The organism is Microbacterium sp. G2-16M (assembly GCF_055809115.1).
In genome coordinates, this window is the sequence record NZ_CM147897.1 from 2835893 (window position 1) to 2859366 (window position 23474).

The window sequence follows — 23474 nt, forward strand, 5'->3', positions numbered from 1 at the left end:
GACACCGAAGGACATCCCATGCCCCGCACACCGCTGACCACCTCCCTCGACGGCTGCGAGGTCTGGTTCCTCACCGGCAGCCAGCACCTGTACGGCCCCGAGACGCTGGCGCAGGTCGCCGAGCAGTCACGGCGGATCGCCGAGACGCTGGATGCGGCATCCGAGGTGCCCGTGCGGATCGTGTGGAAGCCGGTGCTGACGGATGCTGCGGCCATCCGCCGCATGGCGCTCGACGCGAACGCGGACGACCGCGTCATCGGACTGATCGCCTGGATGCACACCTTCAGCCCGGCCAAGATGTGGATCGCCGGGCTGGACGCCCTGCAGAAGCCGCTCGCGCACCTGCACACCCAGGCCAACGTCGAGCTGCCCTGGGCGGACATCGACTTCGACTTCATGAACCTCAACCAGGCCGCGCACGGCGATCGGGAGTTCGGGTATATCCAGACCCGCCTGGGCGTTGCGCGCAAGACGATCGTCGGGCATGCCAGCGACGTGCGCGTCCGCCGGGAGCTGGGCACCTGGCAGCGTGCGGCCGCCGGGCTGGCGGCATCCCGCAGCCTGAAGCTCGCCCGCTTCGGCGACAACATGCGCTTCGTCGCCGTGACCGAGGGCGACAAGACCGAGGCCGAGCTGCGCTTCGGCGTGCAGGTGAACACCTGGGGGGTAGGCGAACTGGCCGACGCCGTGCACGCGGCCGCAGACACCGAGATCGACGCGCTCGTCGCCGAATACGAGGAGCTCTACGAGGTCGTGCCCGAGCTGCAGCGCGGCGGGGCGCGGCACGAGTCGCTCCGCTACGGGGCGGCGATCGAGCTCGGGCTGCGCGCGTTCCTGGAGGAGGGCGGATTCGGCGCCTTCACCACGTCGTTCGAGGACCTCGGCGCGCTGCGCCAGCTGCCGGGGCTGGCGGTGCAGCGTCTGATGGCCGAGGGGTACGGCTTCGGCGCCGAGGGCGACTGGAAGACCGCCGTGCTGGTGCGCATCGCCAACGTGATGGGTGCGGGTCTGCCCGGCGGGGCGAGCCTGATGGAGGACTACACCTACGACATGACGCCGGGGCGCGAGCTCATCCTGGGGGCGCACATGCTCGAGGTCGCACCGTCGCTTACCACGGCCACGCCGACTCTGGAGATCCACCCGCTCGGCATCGGCGGCAAGGAGGATCCGGTGCGGCTGGTGTTCACCGCCGACCCCGGGCCGGCCGTGGTGGTCGCGCTCAGCGACATGCGCGATCGCTTCCGCCTCACCGCCAACGTCGTGCAGAACGTCGCTCCGCGCGCCGCGCTGCCGAACCTTCCGGTGGGACGCGCAGTGTGGGAGCCGCAGCCCGACTTCCGCACGAGCGCCGCCGCGTGGCTGACCGCCGGTGCGGCGCACCACACGGTCATGTCCACCGCCGTCGGCATCGAGGCGTTCCGCGACTTCGCCGAGATGGCGCAGGTCGAGCTGCTCACCATCGACGAAACCACCACGCTGCCCGAGTTCCAGCGGCAGGTCCGCTGGAACCAGGCCTACTACCGCCTCGCGCAGGGGCTCTGACCCGATCTCGCCGCCCGATGCCTCAGAAGGGTGGAGGGTCGGGGGCGGACTGGTAACCGGTCGGACTGGTCCATCGGATGCTGTCGCCGACATGATCGCATCGCCACAGCGTGTCGTGTCTGATGTGGTGATGATGCTCGCACTTCGGCGTGGCATTGCCGACCGAGGTGGTGCCGCCGTACTGCCAGTCCACGTCGTGGTCGATTTCGCAGTCGCGGGCGGGACGCCCGCATCCGCTGAACACGCACGTCGGATGGTGCACGCCGAGCCAGCGCCGCATGGCCTTGGGAACCCGGTAGACCGTCCGATCGACGTCGAGCACCGTGCCGGTGACCGGGTGGGTGAGGATGCGGACCCAGGATGTCGCCGTCCCGGCGAGCCGCTTCGCGGTCTCGAGGTCGATCGGTCCGTACCCCTCGAGGGTCGCGGGCTCGGTGCCCGCGCCGAGGAGGGTGAGCGCGGGGACCGTGATCGCGACGACCGGCCGGACGCGGGCGGCATCGCGGCTGTCGCCCGTGCCCAGCCCGGTGAGCAGCAGCTCGGAGGCGACGTCGGCGCGCAGCTGGTTGAGGATGCGGGTCTCGCCGTCCTGCGCGCGCAGGTGCCGCGCCATGGCGTCGATGCGCCGGTACGCGGCATGCACGTCGGCGGCCGGCGCACGCAGTCCGAGGGACGCCATCCCGTCCGGCTCGTCCTTCATCCACACGTCCCGGTCCTGCCGGGCCCGTGCGTGCCGCTCGTCGATCGTGCGCGGGTGGAGCTGTTCACGCAGCACGCGCGCCCGGGTGCGGAATCTGCCCGGGGTCAGGGACTGGGCCGGGTCGGCGGCTCGCTCGTCGAACATCGCCCACGCCTCGGGTGCGTCTTCGGGAAGCGTGCCGGCGGCGTCGGCCGCCGAGCGCGCGTTGGGCTCGCCGATCTGTCCGCCCAGGAACAGGCTCCAGATCCGAGGGCAGCGCTCCCGCAGCGTGGCCGTGGTGACGCTCATGCCGTGCACGGCGGCCTCGCTCAGGCGCAGACGCACGGCGATGTCGGCGCCGGCTGCCCGGACCGCCATCATCCGCCGGTCGCGGCGGACGGCCGCCACTCCCCGGTCGCGCGGGTCGCGCCAGTCGGGATGGAGGGTGGGATCGGGACCGCACCACGGCGTCGGATCCGCCAGCGCGTCGCGGATGACGTCCCCGATCAGCCGGTACTGATCCGCGGTCGCGATCCGAGCACGGGCGACCGTCTCCGCCAGCTCGTCGATGACCGCGCCCGGGCCCGTGACGAGCTCGCCCCCGTGCTCGCCGGGACTGCCGCCGGGCCCGCGGCCCTCCCACTCGGCGAGGTCCACATCGGCCAGGTCGAAGTCGTCCACGTCCAGGCCGTCGTGCCACGCGAGATCCGCATCCCACCCGGTCGGCGGCACCGCCCGGGTCGGGGTCTCGGTCGTGGAAAGGTCCATATCTCGAGTGTAGAAGCGACCCCCGACATCGGAATGGGACGACGTCATCACATCGGCATGCCTACCCCGCCCGGCCGACCTTCCAGTACCCGGTGAACGCGATCCGGGACTTCGGAACACCGGATGCCACGAGGTGCCGGCGGCTCTCGGCGACCAGCTGCTGCTCGCCGGCGAGGTACGCGTGCAGCGTGTCGGTGTGCGCGGGCGCATGCGCGCGCACCGCGTGAAGCGCCAGCATGCCGGGGCGGTCGTGCGGGTCGGCGCGGGGCAGCCAGCGCACCTCGACGCCGGCCGGTGCGTCGACAGCCTGTCGATCCTCGGCGTGCGGGATCTCGATCACCGCGACCCCCGGCATGTCGCGCGGCAGGTCGCGGAGGATGCCGGCGATCGCCGGCAGCGCCGACTCGTCGCCGACCAGGAGCACCGACTCGGTGTGCTCGAGCGGATCGAAGCCGCGACCTTGATCGATCATGGCCACGCGCGCACCGGCGTCGGCGCGCTGCGCCCACGGGCCGGCGATGCCGACCTCGCCGTGGGCGACGAAGTCGACGTCGACCTCGCCGGCACCCGGGCGGTGCGCCCGGATCGTGTAGTTGCGGAAGGCAGGCCGGGTTCCCGACTTCGAGGTCAGGTACTTCAGGTAGCCGCCGAACGTGAAGTGCTCCGGCACGGCGTCGAAGTTCGTCTCGCCGTCGCGGCGCGGCAGGAACAGCCGGAACCAGTGGTCGTACCCGCGCTGGGGGAGTCGGGTCAGATCCTCGCCGCGCAGCGTCACCCGCACCATGTGCGGGCTGATGCGCTCGGTGCGGCTGACCTCGGCGGTGTACAGCCCCGTCGTCCTGCGGCCGTCGGTGAACCCCATGCCATCCCTCTGCTCGCGACGGACACTCGTCGTCCGACTATGGGTAGGCTAACCTACCTCGCAAATGGTGGCGGCGGCGCGCGGGCTGCTCTACCCTGTGGCCAGGGATCGGCACGGACGGACGGGGACGGCATGTACGCGCGCATCGTGGTGCCACTGGACGGATCGACGTTCTCCGAAGAGGTCATCGCGCGCGTCGCGCCGATGGCGGAGCAGATCGACGCACGCCTGACGTTCGTGCGGATCGTGGAGCGTCCGGGCGAGATGGTCGGCGCCGACGCCTACGTCCAGGCGCTCGCCCGCACGTGGGCGGCCGAGGGCCGCGCCATCGTGTCGCGCGGTTCCATCAGCGACGCGATCATGGGCGAGGTCGACCGGGTGCCCGGCTCGCTCGCCGCCATCACCGCCCGCGGACGCAGCGGCCTGGGCACCGCGGTGCTGGGCAGCATCGCGCGCGAGTACGTGCAGTCCAGCCACGACCCGGTGCTGGTCTACCGGCCCGAAGGCGGAGCATCCGCGCCCACACCGCGGATCGCCACCGTGCTGCTGCCGCTGGACGGCACACCGCGTTCCGAGTCCATGCAGCCGCAGGCCGCGCAATGGGCGCGCGCCCTGGGCGCCCGGCTGGTGCTCGTCCAGGTGGCCGATGCGAGCCGGTTCGACACCGACATCGGCGAAGACGCGTATGTGCGCGCCCGCGCATCCGACCTCGCGCGCCGAGACGGCATCGACGCCGAGTGGGAGGTGCTGCACGGCGACCCGGTGGACGCGCTGGCCGGCTATCTGAAGGGGCGCCGCGACGTCCTGGTGACGATGGCGACCAGAACCCAGCCGGCACTGCGCGCGGCGGTGCTCGGCAGCGTGACCTCGGGGCTCATGCACCGGGTCAGCGCGCCGGTCATCGTGCAGGCGCCGCGGGCCTGAGGAACCCCGGGGACGCCGGCGGCAGGCCCCAGCATCCTTCCCTTTCCATTGTAGAGAAGGGAGGGGGGCTTGCGGCAAGGGCCCCCGGCGGGTGCAGAATCGACCTCTGCCCGCGCCGCCTTCCCAGGAGCACCATGCCCACAGCCGCACTCTCGGTCTTCGCCCTTCCCGAACGCCTGGCCGCCAAGGCCGATCCCGCCCTGACCGCCGCCGACCAGACCCGCTTCGAGACCATCGCCGCCCGCATCGCCGACGAGGTGCACCAGCTGCAGGAACGCCTGGTCACTGCACGCGTCGACCGCGCCGGTCGCGGCCAGTACCTCATCGAGCGCGACGCCGAGGTGCGGCGACTCACCTCGCGCCTCGGAGTGCTGAGTCGGTTCCGCCTGGACATCTGCCTGGGGCGGATGGTTCCCGAATCCGGCGAGCCGGTCTACATCGGCCGCATCGGGCTGACCGATGCCGCCGGCGACCCGCTCCTGGTCGACTGGCGCGCCCCCGCCGCGGCGCCGTTCTTCGCCGCCACGGCCGCCGACCCGATGGGCCTGGTCAGCCGCCGTCGCTACCGCTGGACCGGCGGTCGCATCACCGACTACTGGGACGAGGCGTTCGCCGACACGACCCTGACGGCGTCGCTGGACGACCAGTCCGCGTTCATCGCCAGCCTGGGCGCGAGCCGGTCGCCGCAGATGCGCGACGTGCTGGCGACGATCCAGTCCGATCAGGACGCGATCATCCGCGCCTCCTCGCGGGGAGCGCTGGTCGTCGACGGCGGACCGGGCACGGGCAAGACCGTGGTGGCGCTGCATCGCGCCGCGTATCTGCTCTACGCCGACACGCGGCTGGCCGGCGGAGGCGGCGGGGTGCTGTTCATCGGTCCGCACCAGGCCTACCTCTCCTATGTCGCCGACATCCTCCCGAGCCTCGGCGAGGACAGCGTGCAGACCTGCCTGCTCGCCGACCTCGTCCGCGAAGGGGCGGATGCCGCGTCCGAGCCGGACGCGCGGGTCGTCGCCCTGAAGGCCGACGCCCGCTGGGCCGAGGCGATCGAACGCGCCGCACGGTTCTATGAGGAGCCGCCCGAGGACGAGCTGCAGGTCGAGACGCCGTGGGCCGACCTGTGGCTCACGGCCGCGGACTGGGCCGACGCGTTCGCCGCGCCCGAGCCCGGCATCCCGCACAACGACGCGCGCGACCAGGTGTGGGACGCGCTGGTGGCCATCCTCCACGCACAGCTCGACGATCCCGACATCCCGCCCGCACAGGTGCAGCGCGCCCTGCGGCAGAACGCCGGACTCACGGCGCGGTTCCAGCGCGCGTGGCCGGTGGTGGAGGCATCCGTCGTCGTCGCCGACCTGTGGACCGTCCCGGCGTTCCTGCGCCGCTGCGCGCCCTGGCTCACCGAGGACGAGGTGCGGATGCTGCAGCGCGACCCCGACGCCGCCTGGACCGACGCCGACCTGCCGCTGCTGGACGCGGCGCGGCTGCGGCTGGGCGATCCGGCCGCCACCCGCCGGCGCCGGGAGCGCGAGGCGGCCGCGACCGCGCAGCGCGCGTACATGGCCGACGTGGTCGAGCGGCTCAAGGACGGCGGCGACGAGATGCTGGCCTGGCTGGACGGCGACGACCTGCGCAACAGCCTGGTCGATGACGAGGTGCTGCCCGCGCTCGACCCCGATGTGCTGGCCGGGCCGTTCGCCCACGTCGTGGTCGACGAGGCGCAGGAGCTCAGCGACGCGCAGTGGCAGATGCTGCTGCGCCGCTGCCCGTCGCGCTCCTTCACGATCGCCGGCGACCGGGCGCAGGCACGCCACGGCTTCGCCGAGTCGTGGTCGGCACGACTGGAGCGGATCGGTCTGCGCGGTGTGCGGCAGATGTCGCTGACTGTGAACTACCGCACCCCGCAGGAGGTGATGGATGCCGCCGCCCCGGTGATCCGCGCCGTACTGCCCGATGCCAACGTCCCCGCGTCGGTGCGGGCCACCGGCATCCCGGTCCGGCACCGGCCCGCGCTCGAGCGCGACCGGATCGTGGACGAATGGCTCGCCGCGCACGGCGAAGGGACGGCGTGCGTCATCGGCGACGACAGCTACGCCGGCGCCGAGCGGGTGCGGTCCCTGAGCCCCGCGCACGTGAAGGGCCTCGAGTTCGACCTGGTCCTGATGCGGGAGCCGGGGATGTTCGGCGACGGGGTGACCGGAGCGGTCGACCGCTACGTGGCGATGACCCGGGCGACCCAGCAGCTCGTCATCCTCGAGTGAGCCCGTCGTGGGCCGAGCCCGTCCTGGGCGAGCCGCGCGGATAGGCTGGCGGCTGTGCGCACCGAGACGAACTGGGCCGGCAATCACCGCTATCGTGCGCAGCGCTACGCCGAGCCCGCAAGCGTCGACGAACTCGCCGCACTGATCACCGGCTCGCCGGCGGTGCGGGTGCTGGGCAGCCGGCACTCGTTCAACGACATCGCCGACAGCGACGACCTCCTCATCGGCACGTCCGCACTCCCGACCGATATCGCCATCGACGCTGCCGCCCGCACGGTCACCGTCGGCGGCGGGGTGCGCTACGGCGACCTCGCCAAAGCGCTGGACGAAGCCGGCTGGGCGCTGCACAACCTCGCGTCGCTGCCGCACATCTCCGTGGCCGGGGCGGTCGCCACCGCCACGCACGGGTCCGGCGATCGCAACGGCAACCTCGCCACGGCGGTGCGCGGCATCCGCCTGGTCACCGGCACCGGCGAGGTCGTCGAGCTGCGGCGCGGAGACGCGGGGTTCGACGGCGCGGTCGTCGCGCTCGGCGCGCTGGGCGTCGTGGTCGAGGTGACGCTGGAGATCGAGCCGACCTTCGCGGTCCGGCAGCGCCTGTTCGCCGGACTGGGGTGGGATGTCGTCGCCGACCGCTTCGACGACATCTTCTCCGCCGCCTACAGCGTGTCGCTGTTCACGCGGTGGGAGGAGGCATCCGTGTCTCTGGCCTGGATCAAGGAGCGCGTGGACGAGCCGGGCGGGGTGGGCGAGGACTTCTTCGGCGCGGTGGCCGAGACCGCGCCACGGCACATGATCGCCGGGATGGATGTGCGCAACACGACCGAGCAGCTCGGGGTCCCCGGCCCGTGGAGCGAGCGACTCGCGCACTTCCGCTTCGAGTTCACGCCGTCAGCCGGCGCCGAGATCCAGTCCGAGTACCTCGTGCCGCGCGCGCACGCCGTCGCCGCGATCGACGCGGTGCGTGCGCTCGGTCCGCGGCTGCGCGACGTCCTGCAGATCACCGAGATCCGCACCGTCGCCGCAGACGGGCTGTGGCTGTCGACGGCATCCGGGACGGATGTCGTGGGTCTGCACTTCACGTGGGTGCGCGACATCCCGGGAGTGGCCGCCGTGCTGCCCGCCATCGAAGACGCGCTGCTGCCGCTGGGGGCCCGCCCGCACTGGGGCAAGGTCTTCGACCGGCTGGATGCCGCGGCCATGTACCCGCGGCTCGAAGACTTCCGCGCGCTGGCCGACCGGTTCGACCCGCAGGCGCGCTTCCGCAACGCCTTCGTGCGGCGCGTGCTCGGCTGACGCTCACTCGGTCGGGCGGACTACGGCCGCCCGGCGTTGGCCGCGGCCAGCAGCCCGTCGATCATCTCGGGTGTGACCGCATCACCGGCGACCATCGAGATGCGACCGATGGGGAAGGACGCCATCATCTTCTCCATCGAGACGCCCTCGGGCATGATCGAATCCATCCCCTCGAGCCCCGAGGTCAGCTGCGCCACCGCGCCCTGCAGGAGCGGACCGGCGATCGGGTGGCCCATCACCTCGGCCAGCGACGACTCGTGGGTCAGCGGCAGCACGAGCGCGTCGCCGTCGACGGGGACCGTCACGGACGAGCGGATGTCGCGGCTCGACGCCGCGACTTCGACGGAATAGCTGCCGCCCTCGACGACCCAGCCGGCGACCCGGCCGTCCCAGTAGGCGAGGTCGTCCCGCCGCACCGTCAGCACCACCTCGCGCGCCTCGCCGGGCTCCAGGTGCACGGACGCGAACGCCTTCAGCTCGCGGACCGGACGCTGCACGGCGCCGCCGGGCAGCGAGGTGTAGACCTGCACCACCTCGCGGCCGGCACGGTCGCCGGTGTTGACGACCGTGACCCGCACCTCGATGTCGCCGGCCGCGTTCTGGTCGGCCGCGGCATCCCGGTACGCGAACGTCGTGTACGAGAGGCCATGACCGAACGGGAACGCCACGTCCAGCTGCCGCGCGTCGTACCACCGGTAGCCGACGAACAGACCCTCGCCGTAGCGCACGTGCGAGAACTCGCCGGGGAAGGACAGATACGCGGGGGAGTCGCTCAGCCGCTGCGGAATCGTCTCGGCGAGCCTGCCCGAGGGGTTGACATCGCCGAACAGCACGTCGGCGGTCGCGCCACCGCCGGCCTGGCCGAGCAGCCAGCCTTCCAGGATCGCCGGCACGCGCGCGGCGAACGGCAGCGCCACGACGCCGCCGTTGGAGAGCACGACGACCGTGTTCGGGTTGACGGCCAGCACGGCATCGACCAGGGCGAGCTGATCGGCGGGCAGGTCGATGTCGTCGCGGTCGTAGCCCTCCGACTCCAGCCGCGCCGGAAGGCCCAGGAACAGCACCGCCACGTCGGCGGCGGACGCCGCGGCCACGGCCTCGTCCCGGAGGACGGCGGTCTCGTCGCCGCTCGGGTTCACGGCCAGGCTGAACCCGGCCGCATACGCGACGTCACCGGCCGCGGCGGCGCGGATCTCGTCGAGCGCGTTGTCCAGACGGGTCGGGCTGATCATCGACGACCCGGCACCCTGATAGCGGGGATGCTCGGCGAACGCGCCGATCACGGCCAGGCGCGCGTCCCGGGCCAGCGGCAGCACCCCGCCCTCGTTGCGCAGCAGCACCATCGAGCGCCCGGCCGCCTCGCGGGCGAGCGCGTGGTGCGCGTCGACATCCAGCGGCCCGGCGATCCGGCCGGCGCCGGCCTGCACCTTGCGCACCAGCTCGGTCACGCGGCCGGCGGCGACATCCAGCACGCTCTCGTCGAGTGAGCCGTCGCGCACCGCGGCGACGATCTGCGCGTCCGTGCGACCGCCCGAGGCCGGCATCTCCAGGTCGAGACCGGCCTGAAGCGCCGGGACCCGCTCGTTGACCGCACCCCAGTCCGAGACGACGAGGCCCTCGAAGCCCCACTCGTCCCGCAGCACCTGCGTGAGCAGCCACGGGTCCTCGGACGCGTACACGCCGTTGATCCGGTTGTAGGAGCACATCACGGTCCAGGGCTGCGCGTCCTGCACCACCCGCTGGAATCCGCGCAGGTAGATCTCGCGCAGCGGCCGCTCGTCGACGTCGCTCGAGGCGCGCATCCGGTCGCTCTCCTGGTTGTTGGCCGCGAAGTGCTTCAGCGACGTGCCCACGCCCTTCGACTGGATGCCGGTCACCAGCGCCGCCCCCAGCACGCCCGAGACGATCGGGTCCTCGCTGAGGTACTCGAAGTTGCGGCCGCACAGCGGGGAGCGCTTGATGTTCACGCCCGGGCCCAGCAGCACGCCGACGTTCTCGATCGCGGTCTCGGTGCCCAGCGCCCGTCCGACCCGCTCGACGAGCTCGACGTCCCACGACGAGCCGAGGGCCGCCGCGGGCGGGAAGCAGGTCGCCGGCACGCTCTGGCCGAGACCGAGGTGGTCGCCGCCCTCGGCCTGCTTGCGCAGCCCGTGCGGACCGTCGGTCAGCATGATCGACGGGATGCCGGCGTGCTCGACCGGTTTCGTGTGCCAGAAGTCCCGGCCGCTGGTCAGCGACGCCTTCTCTTCGATGGTGAGCGCGGCGGTGGACGGGGAGTCGGTCATTGCGTCATTCCTTCTGGTGGAGAGGTCAGTCGGTTGCGAGTGCGGCGCTCGTGCTCTGTGCCGACGCCACGGCTAGCGCACCGCTTTGATCGGCCACACCGCGAACGCGCCCAGAATGCTCAGCACGATACCGACCGGGAAGAGCCCGGCGTAGCCGAACGTGAGCACGATGGCCCCGGCAACACCCGGCGCCAGGGTCTGTGGCAGGGTGGCGGCGATATTGACCACGCCGAGGTCCTTCGCGAACGACTTCGCCGACGGCAGCACCTCGCTCATCAACGCCGTGTCCACGGCCTGGAACATGCCGAAGCCGAGTCCGGCGACCAGCGTCATGATCATCCACGACCCGAGGGTCGGCGACACCCAGGGGAATACCAGTGCCGCACCCGTGACGATCGACGAGATGAAGACGAAGATCTTGCGCCGTCCGAGCTTGTCGGACAGCGGGCCCGACACGACCGTGGCGAGCAGGATTCCGGCGAGGCTGATGATGCCCAGCAGCGGGATCACGGTCTGAGGCTCGGTGACGCCGAGATAGTCGGTGAGGATGAACAGCTGATACCCGGTGACCGCGAAGTAGCCGGTGTAGAGGAGGAGTCGTCCGGTGAACGCCCAGAAGAAGTCGGGGTGCCGACGCGGGCTCACCCAGAACGTACGTAGGAAGTCGCCCATCCGGAACGGCTCGGCCGGCATCTCCTTGCTGGAGTAGTCCGGGTTGAAGACGACGAACAGGGTCAGGGCCACCAGCGAGAAGGCGGCGAAGAAGAGGTAGCCGACCGCAAGGCTGTTGAAGAACAGCGAGCCGATGATCTGTCCGCCCAGCGCGCCCACCATCAGGCCGATCCCGGACAGCGCGGCGAACGTGCCGCGGCGGGAGAGTGGGACACGGTCGGGCATGATCGCGCTCAGCGGGCCCTGGGCGAAGTTGTAGCAGACCTGGACGAGCACCCATGCGATGGCCACGCCCACGATGCTGTTCGCGAACGCGAGGCCCACCAGCGAGAGCCCGCCTGCCAGCACACCCAGGACGATCCAGGGTGTGCGTCGGCCGAAGCGCGAGCGCGTGCGGTCGGAGAGCTGACCGGCGATCGGCTGCGCGAGCATGGCCGCGAACGCGCTGATCGTCATGACGATGGCCAGGTTGGCGACCTTGCGCACCGGGTCGGGGTCCAGCAGTGTGATCTGCTGCGGCAGCAGGATGCCGGGGACCGCGCCCCAGATCAGGAAGATGCCCAGGTTCGCGGGGATGATCCATCCCAGCAGACGCCGGACGCCCTTGATGGGTGCGGGCGGATCCTGGTTGCCCGTGGCCTCCTCGATGAAGGCGGTGGGGACGGGCTCGACGGCGGGCGGGAAGGCGGGTGGGTCTGACGGCATTGTCATGGTGGTTCCTTCGGGGGATCGGCCGCGATGATGAGGCCGGTAGCGAAAACGGTAAGGCATTCGGTATTGAAAAGCAAGCACGATTCGGTTTAGGGTCGGGGCATGGCTCAGCGAGGTGCGTATGCGAAGGGCGTCGCCAAGCGCGAGGAGATCCTCGACACGGCGCTGGAGGTCATTGCGCGCGAAGGCTACGCCGGCGCATCGGTGCAGAAACTGGCGGCGGCGGTGCAGTTGAGCCCCGCCGGGCTGCTGCACTATTTCGGCACCAAGGACGAGCTGTTCACCGAGATCCTGCGCAAGCGCGACGAGCTCGACTTCGCGACCTACCGGGCCGAGGCCGACGTCGATCCGGCTCGCGTCTTCCTGCGGGTCATGCGCCACAACGCCGAGGTGCCGGGGTTGGTCGAGCTCTACACCCGGCTGCACGCCCAGGCCAGCGACCCCGACCATCCCGCGCACTGCTTCTTCGCCGAACGCCGCGCGAGCATGCGCGCGCTGTTCGGTGACATCATCGAAGCGGACGCACGCGCCGGACGCTATCCGGCCGACCTGGACACTGCCTCGGTCGGCCTTCTGGTCACCGCCGCCGCGGACGGGCTGCAGACACTGTGGCTGCAGGACCCGACGATCGACATGGCGGCCGAGCTCGAGCGCCTGCTCGCGGCTCTCGGCATCCTCCCCCACGAACGGAGCACCACCCCATGAGCGCACCCACCGCCGACACCGCGACCGGCCGGCCGCTGGTGACCCTCGACGTCGGCCAGGTCCGAGGGGTGTGGCGCGGCGCGTCCGCCGCATTCCTCGGCATCCCGTTCGCCGAGGCCCCCGTGGGTCCGCTGCGGTTCGAAGCCCCGGTGCCGATCGCCCCGTGGGAGGGGGTGCGGGATGCCTCAGCCTACGGCCCGACGCCGCAGCGCAAGCAGCTCGCCGAGATCACGCTCATCCCCGAGCCGTCGATCCCCGGCGAGTCCACGCTGAACGTCAACGTGTTCACCCCGGCGCCCGGCCGACCCGAGACGGCGCTCCCGGTGCTGGTGTGGATTCACGGCGGCGGCTTCACCGCCGGCTCGCCGGCCAGCCCCTGGTACGACGGACGGTCGTTCAACCGCGACGGCGTCGTGACGGTGTCGCTCTCCTACCGGCTCGGCTTCGACGGCTTCGGGGCGATCGAGGGGGCGCCCTCCAACCGCGGCGTGCGCGACTGGCTGCTGGGGCTGGACTGGGTGCAGCGCAACATCGCCGCGTTCGGCGGCGATCCGGCACGGGTCACGATCGCCGGGCAGTCCGCCGGCGGCGGCGCCGTGCTGACGCTGCTCGGGATGCCGGCGGCACAGCACCTGTTCCGCTCGGCGTGGTCGCTGTCCGGCGCCGTGGGCGATGTGCGCCCGGACCGCGCGAAGCGTTTCAGCGAAACGCTCGCGGAGCTCGCCGGCGTCGAGCCGACCCGCGACGGCTTCGCGTCGCTGCCCGAGACCCGCGTGCTCGAGCTGCAGGACGACGCGGCCAACCCCGACAAGCTCGACCCGATGGCCGGCATGCAGTCGATGCTCACGGACGGTCTGCCCTGGGGGCCGATGATCGACGGCGATCTCATCACCGAGCCCACGCTCGACTCGATCCGCAGCGGCATCGGCGGCGACAAGCCGCTCGTGCTCAGCGCGGCCGACGACGAGTTCACGATGGCCACCGACGGCGCCAAGGGCAAGCTGCGGTTCATCCCGCCGTCGATCCTGCTGCGCCGGATGATCCCCGACCGCGCCGTCCGCCGGGCCTATCTGGCGGCCAACGGGCCGCAGCGCCGCAAGGGCACCGCGGCCGTCCTCGGCCGGTTCGCGACCGACACCCTGTTCCGGGCGCCGCTGGCGCGCGTCGCCGACGCCCGCGGATCGCGCCCGACCTGGGTGAGCCGGTTCTCCTGGGCGTCGCCGAAGTTCGGCTGGGCCGTGCACTGCATCGACGTGCCGTTCTGGTTCGACTGCCTCGACGCCGAGAAGGTCGACGTCCTCGCCGGCGACGATCCGCCACAGGCGCTGGCAGACGCGCTGCACGGGGCCGCGGTGGCGTTCGTCCGCGAGGGCGCCCCCGGCTGGCGGCCCTGGTCGGAGTCGGCCGGCGCCACGCGCGTGTTCGGGGGAGCGGCATCCGCCCCCGACGTGCTCCCCGACGGCTACGCCTCCGTCCGCCCGCTCGCCGGCTGAACGGCCCGGCGGCAGCCCGGCGCCGGCGGAGTAGCGTCGGGATCATGAACCTGTCCGCCGCGCTCGGCATCGAGCATCCCATCGTCCTCGGCCCGTTCGGCGGGCTGTCCTCGGTCGCGCTGGTGGCTGCCGTCAGCGACGCCGGCGGGCTCGGCTCGTACGGACTGTACGGATACGCGCCCGATCGCATCCGCGACACCATCGCCCAGCTCCGCGCCGCCACGCGGCAGCCGTTCGCGGTGAACCTCTGGCTGCCGACCGGCGACGAGGTGACACCCGGCGAGGTCGATCTGTCGGAGCCGGCCGCCGCCGTCGCGCCGATCTTCGCCGAGCTCGGCGTGCCGGTCCCGCCGCTGCCGGAACGGTTCCTCCCGCCGGTGGACGAGCAGCTGGATGCCGTGCTCGAGGCCGCGCCGGCCGTGCTCAGCGTGGTCTACGGCGTGCCGTCGGCCGAGCTGGTGGCGGGCGCGCACGCGCGCGGCATCCGGATCACCGGGACCGTGACCACGGTCGCCGAGGCGGTGGCGATGGATGCCGCGGGGGTCGACGCGATCGTGGCCAGCGGCGCCGAGGCCGCCGGGCACCGGGTGTCGTTCCTCGCCCCGGCCGAGGAGTCTCTGATCGGCACGTTCGCGCTCGTGCCGCAGGTGGTCGACGCCGTCTCGGCGCCGGTGATCGCCGCCGGAGGCATCGCCGATCGGCGTGGGGTCGCCGCCGCGTTCGCCCTCGGAGCAGCCGGCGTGCAGGTGGGCACGGCGTTCCTGCGCACCCGGCAGTCCGCGGCATCCGACGCGCACCGCGCCGCCATCGCTGCGGCCGCCGACACGACCACCGTGCTCACCCGGGCGATGAGCGGACGGCTGGCCCGCGGCATCCCGAACCAGGCGGTGCGCACGATCGAGCAGAACGGGGCGATTGCGCCGTTCCCCGCGCAGAACTGGCTGACCGGGCAGTTCCGCGCCGAGGCCGGCCGGCGCGGGCTCGGCGCGTTCGCCTCGCTGTGGGCCGGACAGTCCGCGGCCCTGGCGACCCGCACCGAAGCCGACGAGGTGTTCGCCGAGCTGCGCGCGGGGCTGCCCGCCTGATCACGACGCGCGCGAGCGGAACCAGCGCCGGCGTGTCGGGGCCGCTGCCGCCGCAGCGGCCTGCGCGGCCGCCGCGCGCTGCGCGCGCTCGGTGCGCCGCCGGTGCCACGCCGCGATCTCGGCCTCGACGTCGCGGGTCGCGGTCACCACCGGCGGACCGCCCTGCAGCTGGCGCCGCGCATGGATGACCCGGGTGTTGAAGTCCTCGAGTGCCTCGCGCACGTCCTGCTCGCGACGCAGCTCGTCCAGCGTCTGCTCCAGCCGCTCGCTCTCCACGCGCAGGGTGAGTGCGGGCGGGCCGAGGCCGCCCAGCTGCTCGGTCTGGATCTTGCGCCGGATCCACCAGTCCGGGTCGTGATGGTCGGTCAGTCCCTCGAGCGGCTTGCCGGCGCCGGGCAGGTCGTCGAACTCGCCACGCCGGATCGCCTGCTGGATGCTCGTCTCCACGTACGCCCACCGCTGCTGCTCGTTCATCGTGCGCGGCGTGGCGGTCTGCTCGGGCTCGTCGCCGTGGAGTTCGGGATGCTCGAGCCGCTCGCGTTCCTGCTGATAGCGCGCGGCGGCCTCGCGGGGATCTTCGGTCATGCGGCACCTCCGTGTCTTCGAGCCTACGACCGGTCGCGGACGACGCGCGCGGCGTGAGCGCTCCCAGCGGGTAGAATCGGCCCGCGTGGCGCACCCGAAGCCCACCCCGCACCCTCCCTTCAGAAAGACATCCCCATGGCACGCATCCCCCTCTCCGGCACCCAGCACGCCCTCCGGGCGGGCGACTACGAGGCGGTGATCGCCGGGGTCGGAGCATCCCTGCGGACGCTGACCCACGCCGGCCGCGACCTGGTGCTGCCCTTCGACCCGGACGAAGTGCGTCCGGGACACCGCGGCGCGACCCTGGTCCCCTGGCCGAATCGCGTCGTCGACGGCCGGTACACGTTCGACGGCGCCGAGCTGCAGCTCGCCCTCACCGAGCCCGCGCGCGGCCACGCACTGCACGGACTGGGGTCGTGGATCGAGTTCGTCGCGGTCGCCAAGGGCCCCAGCCACGTCACCCTCGAAGGGGTCATCGAGGCGCAGAAGGGCTACCCGTGGCGCATGGTCGTGCGCACCACCTTCACGCTCGACGCCGACGGGCTGACCCAGTCGGTGTCGGTGGTCAACGAGTCCGAGCAGCCGGCGCCGTGGGGCACGTCCGCGCACCCGTACCTCGTGGCCGGTGCCGGCGGTGTCGACGACTGGACGCTCGAGCTGCCCGCGGCCGAGGTGCTGCGCGTGGCCGGGGACCGGATGATCCCGGCCGGGCTGGCGACGGTGGATGCCGAGGACCCGGCGCGCTTCGACTTCCGTGCGCCGCGGCCGCTGGTCGGCGTTCAGCTGGACCACGCGTTCACCGGGCTGACTGCGGACGCCGACGACGCGATCACCGCGCGGGTGACGGCCGCCGACGGCACCGGGGTGGAGATGGTGTGGGACGCCGAGTGCCCCTGGGTGCAGGTGTTCACCTCGGACCAGCCCGGCGGCACCGCCGACCCCGCCCACCGGGCCGGGGTCGCGCTGGAGCCGATGACGTGCGCGCCGGACGCGTTCAACGACGACGCCTACCCGTACGACACCGGGCTGGCGGTCGTCGAGCCCGGCGAGACCGCCACCGCAAGCTGGAGGATCGCCGCGATCGTCTGACCCGGGATCAGTCGTCGCCGCCTGATCCGGCCGGGCATCGGCGGTGATCGGCGACGGCTACGCTGAGAGCAGGAAGTCGGGCAGCCGCGGGGAGAGTCAGTGGCGGACAGCAAGGGTGAAGGCGCGGCCCGGCGCGCCTGGCCGTCCCGGCGCCCGAAGCGGGCGACGGTCTCGGACATGGTGGCGGAGGGGCTGTACGTCGCGTCGGCGGCGACCCGACTCGCGCTGAAGAACCGCATCCTCGTCGAGACGATCAGCCTCGGCGAGGACTTCGACGTGGAGCGGTTCATGCCCGCGGCGCGCGAGACGCTGCTGGGGGTGGCAGCCGAGGCCGAGGAGGACGCCCGTCGGGTCGAGGCCGCGCGCAAGCGCGCCAGCCGCCGGCACAGCGACTCCTACGGCACGCACGACTACCGCAGCCGGGATGTGCGCAATCTGCGCAGGCGCCAGCATCAGTCCGAGCGGGTCGCGGCCAAGCTGCGCGAGCGCGCCGAGGATCCGGAGCAGCTGCGCATCCTGGTCGAAGGGGCGCGCGAGGCCGCCTGGTCGGATGTCGAGCGCAACATCGATCGCACGCTGCGCATCGAGGCGGCGCGCCCCGATCTCGAGCCGGACTACGACAAGCTGCGCGAGGCGCGGATGCAGTCGCTGCGTCTGGTCGACCTGCCCCGGCTGGCCGCCCACCGGCGCCGCAACGCCGAGGGCGCGTCCGGCGAGCAGGACGAGCCGGTCGTGGCGGATGCCCCGGCCCGGGCCGCGGGCGTCGACCTCTCCGAACTGGAGTAGACCGGGGGTGCCGCGCGGATTCGCACCGGCGCCGTCCGTCGGTTAGGATTGACGACTGTGCGCAGCAGTGTGCACGAGCGCTCGTAGCTCAATGGATAGAGCATCTGACTACGGATCAGAAGGTTGGGGGTTCGAGTCCCTTCGAGCGCACACTGCGTTGAGACAGTGCCTGGCCCCGGTTCTTCGGAACCGGGGCCATTGTCTTTCCCACGGCCGATCGAAGGCGGGTGCCGCTCACTCCGGCGCGTCGCTGACGCCCAGCGGACGCAGCGCGGGCGGCTCAGTGGTGGGCTGCGCGATCGTGTCGACCTCGACGCCGACCTCGTCCAGTCGTCCGGAAAGGCGGGCCACAGCCTCGTCGAACTGCGTCTGCATGGCCGCGATCGCGGCGTCGGCGTCGCCGGCGCGCAGCGCGTCGACCAGCGCGCGATAGGTGGGGGAGACATCCCGCCGCACGGTGTACTCATCGCTGGTGCTGAAGCTCGCGATGCGCGTCTCGATCGCGAGCGTCGCGATGTACTGCGACAGCCGCCGGTTGCCGGATGCCTCGACCAGGCGCCGGTGGAACACCAGATCCGCATCGCCGATGGCGCGGGCATCCTCGCCGGCGCTGACGCGCACCAGTTCGGCGAGGGCGGCGTCGATGTCGCCCAGCACCGATGCATCGGCCTGGCGGACGATCAGCCGGATCGCTTCGAACTCGACCGCCGCACGCGCGTCGTACAGATCCTGCAGATGCTCGGACCCGATGACGCTCACCCGCAGCCCGCGCCCGGGCGTCGCCGTCAGCAGGCCTTCCTGCACGAGCCGTTGCGCGGCCTCCCGCAGCGGGCTGCGGCTCACGCCCAGCTGCGACGAGATCTCCACCTCGCCGATCGGGCTGCCCACGGCCAGCGCACCGGAGAAGATCGCGGTGCGCAGCTCGATCGCGATCAGGTCGACGGTCGAACTGCGCGGAACGGGGAACACGCTCCCCGAGCCGAGGGGCGCTTTCACTGCGGACATGGGTGCTCCTTCAACGTGCACGGTGGCGGCTGACCGTCGGCCGTCACTCCGGCATTCCGCTGAGTCCACGGTACCGGCGCGCCCCAGCGGCGACCGTCATTGGCGAGGTCAGGATAACAACTCTGCATACAATCAGACAAATAGACGCTCAGATTGCACGACTGTCCACGAATCGGCATAAGGTTGTTGACGGCCATCACCCATTTCGGGCCGGGTCGCCAGGCACGCGCACCGCGCTGGCTGAGTGGTTCGCCCCGCACACCACCGAAAGAGGAAATGATGACGAAGCGTTCCACGCTCACCCGGATCGGGGTCGCCGGCGCGGGCGTCCTGGCTCTGACGATGCTCGCCGCCTGCAGCGGCGGCGGAGGATCCAGCGACTCGGACAGCGGAAAGAGCACGCTCGAGCAGCTGAAGGCGAAGGGCTCGATCACGGTCGCAGTCGCGGACGAGCGCCCGTACTCCTGGAAGGAGGGCGGCGAGGCCAAGGGTGCGACGATCGCGATCGACAAGGAGATCTTCAAGGCCATCGGCATCGACGAGGTCAAGGTCGTCGAGGTCGACTGGAACTCGCTGATCCCCGGCCTGAACGCCGGTCGCTTCGACGCGGTCAGCGCCGGCATGTCGATCCTGCCCGACCGCTGCGCGCAGGCGGCGTTCGCCGACCCGGAGATCATGTACACGACCGGCCTGATGGTCGCCCAGGGCAATCCGCTCGGCCTTCAGACGCTCGATGACGTGAAGAAGGCGCAGGATGCCGGCAAGGACGTCAAGCTCGCGGTGCTCAACGGCGGCATCGAAGCCGGGTACGCCGACAGCCTGGGCCTGAAGGTGTCGCAGTCGGTCAAGGATGCGCAGAGCGGCATGGATGTCGTGGCCAACGGTCGCGCGGATGTGTTCGCCATGACCGCCATCTCGCTGAACTACATGGCCAAGAACAGCGGCAACGACAAGGTCGAGACCACTCCCGCGTTCGTGCAGAAGATCGACGGAGTCGAGCAGATCGGCGCCGGCACCGAGGTGTTCCGCAAGGGCGACACCGAGCTGCTGAAGGCCTACAACGAGCAGCTGGACAAGATCACGAGCGACGAGGACACCTACCTCGGCCTGGTCGGCGAGTACGGGTTCACCAAGGAGAACATGCCTCCGGCCGACCTGACCACCGAGCAGCTCTGCAAGGGCGACGAGGGCTGAGTCCTCTTGTCCGCTGATCTGCTGAGCGCCCTGCAGAGCGCGCTGCCGACGCTCGGCTCGGCGGTCCTGGTGACCGTCGAGCTGACCGTCGCGGGCGCCCTGCTGGCGGTGATCATCGCGATCGCTCTCGGCCTGATGGCGCGGCTGGAGAACATCGTGCTGCGCGGCATCGCCCGGGTGATCATCGAATTCTTCCGGGGCACCTCGCTGGTCGTCCAGCTGTTCTGGCTGTTCTTCGTGATGCCGATGTTCGGGGTCGAGTGGCCTCCGCTGCTGGTGGGCATCCTCGCCCTCGGCCTGAACTTCGGCGCCTATGGCGCAGAGGTCGTGCGCGGATCCATCAACTCGGTGCCCACCGGGCAGTGGGAGGCCACGACCGCGCTCAGCATGTCGCCGACGCAGCGGATGCTGCGGGTCATCTTCCCGCAGGCGTGGGCGCTGATGATCCCGTCGCTGACCAACCTGCTCATCCAGCTGCTGAAGGCCACCGCGATCGTGAGCTTCATCACCCTCGCAGACCTCACGCACTGGATCGACAAGCTGCGCATCCAGACCGGCAGCACCTACTTCGCCTACGGCATCGGCCTGGTGATGTACTTCGTCGTCGCCTACCTGTTCACGCTCCTGATGAACGCGCTCGAGGTGCACGCGAAGCACAAGATCGGCCGCGGTCAGTCGCTGCGCGAGGCGCTGAGCTTCCGCACCCGGCCGCCGGTCGATCCGGTCGCATCCAGCGCCGCCGATCTCGATGGGGAGCGTGTCCGATGACCGACCAGCCGATCTGGCAATGGGATCTCGCGTGGCAGGTCCTGCCCGACCTTCTCGTCGCGTTCTTGAAGGTCACGCTCGTCGTGACGGTGGTCAGCACCCTCATCGCCGCCGTCCTCGGGCTGATCATCGCCGTCGTGCGGCGCTCGGCCCCGCAGCCGATCACCGGCATCGTGGGGTTCATCGTCAATTTCATCCGGATGACGCCCATCGTGGTGCAGCTGATGTTCGCGTATTTCGCGTTCACCTCGATCGACCCGATGACCATCGGCATCGTGATCTTCGGCATCCACTATTCGACGTACATGTCCGAGGTATACCGCGCCGGCATCGAGGCGGTCCCCACCGGTCAGTGGGAGGCCAGCACGGCACTGTCGATGTCGCGCACGCGCACCTGGGTGGCCGTCATCATCCCGCAGGCGCTTCGCGCGACGGTCCCCGCGCTGGGCAATTACGCGATCTCGATGTTCAAGGACACTCCGTTCCTCGTCGCCATCGGCGTCGTCGAGCTCGTCCAGGCGGGACTCGAATTCGGTGGCAACCACTTCCGATACATCGAGGCGATCACCCTGTGCGGCGTGATCTTCCTCGTCGCGAGCTACCCCACCTCGCTGCTGGTGGGGCGATTGGAGAAGCGTCTTGCTTTCACGAACTGACACCGTGCCCGAGCCCGCCGCGGCGGGCGGAGCGTCGGCGGCGCCGGTGATCCGCTTCGACAACGTGCAGAAGCGGTTCGGCGACAACATCGTGCTCAATGACCTGAACTTCCAGGTGCAGAAGGGGGAGCGCGTCACGCTCATCGGGCCGAGCGGCTCGGGCAAGACGACCATCCTGCGCCTGGTGATGACCCTGGAAGAGGCCACCGGCGGCTACATCTACATCGACGGCGAGCCACTCACGCACGAGCTGCGCGGCGGCAAGCGGGTCGAGCTGAAGGAGAAGCACAAGAACGAGGTGCGCAAGCGCATCGGGATGGTGTTCCAGCAGTTCAACCTGTTCCCGAACATGACGGTGATGGAGAACATCATCGAGGCGCCGGTGCACGTGCTGAAGAAGCCGAAGGATGCCGCGAGGGCGCGTGCCCTCGAGCTGCTCGATCAGGTGGGACTGGCCGACAAGGCCGACGCGCACCCGCTGCAGCTGTCCGGCGGTCAGCAGCAGCGCGTGGCCATCGCCCGCGCCCTGGCGATGGATCCCGAGATCCTGCTGCTGGACGAGGTGACCAGCGCACTGGACCCCGAGATCGTCGGCGAGGTCCTCGGCATCCTCCGCCAGATCGCCCAGACGACCGACATCACCATGCTGATCGTCACCCACGAGATGCAGTTCGCCCGCGAGGTGTCCGATCGGGTGCTGATGTTCGACGGCGGGAAGATCGTCGAAGAGGCCGAGCCGGAGGTCATGTTCACCGAGCCGACCGAGCAGCGCACCCGCGACTTTCTGGCCGCCGTCCTGGGCGACTGAGTCACGACGCGGCGGACGCCCCGCGATCCAGCTGTCGCTGGGGGTCGGGCTGAACCTGTCCGGCGACGACGACGAGGTCGCCGAGGCGCTGCGCGGGTGGCCGAGCGTCGACTTCGCCGCGCGGACCATCGGCACGTCCGCGGGTTCATCTGTCGCTGTTGGGCGCAGCATCCCTCGCCTGTGTGCAACGGCGACAGATGAATGTCCGAGCGACTATGCCGGCTCGCCTGGTCGCCACCCGCGCTGCAGGAGAGCGACGCGGACGCGGCGGACCGCCTCGGCGCGGTCGTAGCGCACATCCTGCCCCGTCACCCGCACGACCATCCAGCCCGCCTCGGAATAGGCCTGGTATTTCCTGATGTCGCGGTTCCACTGGGCGCGGCTCGTCCGGTGCTGGTCGCCCTCGCACTCCACCGCGATCTTGTACCGGATGTAGACGATCTCGCTGCAGCCGAGAAACGTGCCGGACTCGTCGTACACGTCGACGTCGAGCGTGGGTTCGGGCAGTTCGTCGTCCCGCATGCCGAGTCGCTGCAAGGTCTCCAGGTCCGATGAGGACCCGGTCCGGATCAGAGGGAGTGCGCGACGCAGCCGGTCCACGCCGACCCGACGGCCTGCGTTCATCGCGGCAGCGAGGTCGTCGAGGGTGGCCGACGCAGGTGGGGCCTCCTCCAGCGGAGTGCGGGGGACCCGCGCTCGTCGCACGAACGAATCGCCTAGGACCACGAGCTCCTCGACGGTGAGTCGATCCGCCAGCATCGCCCACGTGGATGCCGGATCGGAGACGCGGTATCCGTCATGTTCGACGACGTGACAGAGTCCGGGACTCATCTGGTGCCCGGTGACGATTCCGGCGCGAGGACTGCGACGAGGGACGAGAGCGGAGGCCTCGATCAGGCCGGCCAGACTGGTGCCCGGCTGTGCGAGGTCATAGGCGGATCCCGGCGCCGGCAGTGGAAGGCGCCCCTCGAAGACCTCGGCGGCGGTGGTGTGGCTGAGGAACGCGGACGCCGGCATGACCTTCTGATAGGCGGTTGCGAGCTGGAGAACGGTGCGGCGGCGCGTCTCCCAGGGCGGTTCGTCCTTCCGGGCGGGGCGGACGCGGATGCGGACGCCGGGCAGAGGCGCACGGACCTCGGGGTGCCGATCGAGACGGCCCCGCGAGACGCCGGCCGCCGCCGCCCCGTGGACGGTGAACACCGCCCCGGGACGCGGTCGGAGGATCAGCGTGCCGCGCATGCCGTCTACATTGGCGTTCCGGGGCGGGCCGAGGGACGTCCGCACCGGGATCTGTGGACAA

At 71.2% G+C, this 23474-nt stretch carries 20 protein-coding genes and 1 tRNA gene; 14 read left to right on the plus strand and 7 right to left on the minus strand.

Translation table 11 applies throughout. The features are described from left to right. Positions 1-18: 18 nt before the first annotated feature. Complete coding sequence (gene araA / locus AC0L6F_RS13375) at positions 19-1542, plus strand: L-arabinose isomerase (RefSeq protein WP_473538269.1); 1524 nt, start codon at positions 19-21, stop codon at positions 1540-1542. 22 nt (positions 1543-1564) lie between these two features. On the opposite strand, the gene AC0L6F_RS13380 is transcribed toward araA, so the two are convergent. Together AC0L6F_RS13380 and AC0L6F_RS13385 are read right to left on the minus strand one after the other, a co-directional pair. After that, entirely contained in the window at positions 1565-2989 is a 1425-nt protein-coding gene (locus AC0L6F_RS13380) for an HNH endonuclease signature motif containing protein (RefSeq protein WP_473538270.1), read from the minus strand. 61 nt (positions 2990-3050) lie between these two features. Next, a complete protein-coding gene (locus AC0L6F_RS13385) occupies positions 3051-3851 on the minus strand; it encodes a siderophore-interacting protein (protein WP_473538271.1) in 801 nt (266 codons plus the stop codon). Positions 3852-3983: 132 nt separating this feature from the next. Between AC0L6F_RS13385 and AC0L6F_RS13390 the strand changes: the two genes are divergently transcribed. The 3 genes from AC0L6F_RS13390 to AC0L6F_RS13400 all read left to right on the plus strand — a co-directional run bounded on the left by AC0L6F_RS13390 (position 3984) and on the right by AC0L6F_RS13400 (position 8332). Continuing rightward, a complete protein-coding gene (locus AC0L6F_RS13390; RefSeq protein ID WP_259611215.1) occupies positions 3984-4775 on the plus strand; it encodes a universal stress protein in 792 nt (263 codons plus the stop codon). Positions 4776-4909: 134 nt separating this feature from the next. Continuing rightward, positions 4910-7036, plus strand: coding sequence for an RNA polymerase recycling motor ATPase HelR (helR, locus tag AC0L6F_RS13395; protein ID WP_473538273.1), 2127 nt, complete (start codon positions 4910-4912; stop codon positions 7034-7036). Positions 7037-7090: 54 nt separating this feature from the next. Continuing rightward, on the plus strand, positions 7091-8332 hold the full coding sequence (locus AC0L6F_RS13400; protein ID WP_473538274.1) for an FAD-binding protein: 1242 nt from the start codon (positions 7091-7093) through the stop codon (positions 8330-8332). A 20-nt stretch (positions 8333-8352) separates the two neighbouring features. Here AC0L6F_RS13400 and AC0L6F_RS13405 read toward each other — a convergent pair whose 3' ends face one another. Both AC0L6F_RS13405 and AC0L6F_RS13410 read right to left on the minus strand, forming a co-directional pair. Beyond that, positions 8353-10617: a glycoside hydrolase family 3 C-terminal domain-containing protein gene (locus AC0L6F_RS13405; protein WP_473538275.1), complete on the minus strand. Its 2265-nt coding sequence runs from the start codon at positions 10615-10617 to the stop codon at positions 8353-8355. 72 nt (positions 10618-10689) lie between these two features. Next, positions 10690-12000: an MFS transporter gene (locus AC0L6F_RS13410; protein ID WP_473538276.1), complete on the minus strand. Its 1311-nt coding sequence runs from the start codon at positions 11998-12000 to the stop codon at positions 10690-10692. A gap of 102 nt (positions 12001-12102) precedes the next feature. On the opposite strand from AC0L6F_RS13410, the gene AC0L6F_RS13415 reads away from it, so the two are divergent. From AC0L6F_RS13415 to AC0L6F_RS13425, 3 genes are read left to right on the plus strand one after another with little or no spacing between them, the layout of a single operon-like run. Next, on the plus strand, positions 12103-12705 hold the full coding sequence (locus AC0L6F_RS13415; RefSeq protein WP_473538277.1) for a TetR/AcrR family transcriptional regulator: 603 nt from the start codon (positions 12103-12105) through the stop codon (positions 12703-12705). Next, positions 12702-14198, plus strand: coding sequence for a carboxylesterase/lipase family protein (locus tag AC0L6F_RS13420; protein WP_473538278.1), 1497 nt, complete (start codon positions 12702-12704; stop codon positions 14196-14198). The genes AC0L6F_RS13415 and AC0L6F_RS13420 overlap by 4 nt, the downstream gene beginning before the upstream one ends. A gap of 44 nt (positions 14199-14242) precedes the next feature. Beyond that, positions 14243-15283 (plus strand): NAD(P)H-dependent flavin oxidoreductase, encoded by a 1041-nt coding sequence (locus AC0L6F_RS13425; protein ID WP_473538279.1) that lies wholly within the window; start codon positions 14243-14245, stop codon positions 15281-15283. Here AC0L6F_RS13425 and AC0L6F_RS13430 read toward each other — a convergent pair whose 3' ends face one another. Beyond that, a complete protein-coding gene (locus AC0L6F_RS13430; protein WP_259611243.1) occupies positions 15284-15868 on the minus strand; it encodes a DnaJ family domain-containing protein in 585 nt (194 codons plus the stop codon). Between the two features lie 135 nt (positions 15869-16003). On the opposite strand from AC0L6F_RS13430, the gene AC0L6F_RS13435 reads away from it, so the two are divergent. The 3 genes from AC0L6F_RS13435 (at position 16004) to AC0L6F_RS13445 (ending at position 17893) form a co-directional block, all read left to right on the plus strand. Next, positions 16004-16957, plus strand: coding sequence for an aldose 1-epimerase family protein (locus AC0L6F_RS13435; RefSeq protein ID WP_473538280.1), 954 nt, complete (start codon positions 16004-16006; stop codon positions 16955-16957). 99 nt (positions 16958-17056) lie between these two features. Beyond that, positions 17057-17743, plus strand: coding sequence for an asparagine synthase (locus tag AC0L6F_RS13440; RefSeq protein WP_473538281.1), 687 nt, complete (start codon positions 17057-17059; stop codon positions 17741-17743). A gap of 77 nt (positions 17744-17820) precedes the next feature. Further along, a tRNA-Arg gene (locus AC0L6F_RS13445) sits at positions 17821-17893 on the plus strand. Positions 17894-17977: 84 nt separating this feature from the next. Here the strand turns inward: AC0L6F_RS13445 and AC0L6F_RS13450 are convergent. Continuing rightward, a complete protein-coding gene (locus tag AC0L6F_RS13450; RefSeq protein ID WP_473538283.1) occupies positions 17978-18748 on the minus strand; it encodes a GntR family transcriptional regulator in 771 nt (256 codons plus the stop codon). A gap of 279 nt (positions 18749-19027) precedes the next feature. Here AC0L6F_RS13450 and ehuB point away from each other — a divergent pair, with 279 nt between their 5' ends. Genes ehuB through ehuA form a run of 4 tightly spaced genes read left to right on the plus strand, consistent with a single transcriptional unit; the run spans position 19028 to position 22174 of the window. Continuing rightward, a complete protein-coding gene (ehuB, locus tag AC0L6F_RS13455; protein WP_473538285.1) occupies positions 19028-19942 on the plus strand; it encodes an ectoine/hydroxyectoine ABC transporter substrate-binding protein EhuB in 915 nt (304 codons plus the stop codon). Between the two features lie 6 nt (positions 19943-19948). After that, positions 19949-20710 carry an ectoine/hydroxyectoine ABC transporter permease subunit EhuC gene (gene ehuC / locus AC0L6F_RS13460; RefSeq protein ID WP_274637091.1) on the plus strand — a complete coding sequence of 254 codons (762 nt, stop codon included), beginning with the start codon at positions 19949-19951 and terminating at the stop codon, positions 20708-20710. Beyond that, positions 20707-21366: an ectoine/hydroxyectoine ABC transporter permease subunit EhuD gene (gene ehuD, locus AC0L6F_RS13465; protein ID WP_473538288.1), complete on the plus strand. Its 660-nt coding sequence runs from the start codon at positions 20707-20709 to the stop codon at positions 21364-21366. The genes ehuC and ehuD overlap by 4 nt, the downstream gene beginning before the upstream one ends. 4 nt (positions 21367-21370) lie before the next feature. Beyond that, positions 21371-22174, plus strand: a complete 804-nt coding sequence (ehuA, locus tag AC0L6F_RS13470) for an ectoine/hydroxyectoine ABC transporter ATP-binding protein EhuA (RefSeq protein WP_473538290.1) — start codon at positions 21371-21373, stop codon at positions 22172-22174. A 213-nt stretch (positions 22175-22387) separates the two neighbouring features. Here the strand turns inward: ehuA and AC0L6F_RS13475 are convergent, their stop codons facing one another. Further along, positions 22388-23413 (minus strand): hypothetical protein, encoded by a 1026-nt coding sequence (locus AC0L6F_RS13475; RefSeq protein WP_473538292.1) that lies wholly within the window; start codon positions 23411-23413, stop codon positions 22388-22390. Positions 23414-23474: the final 61 nt, after the last annotated feature.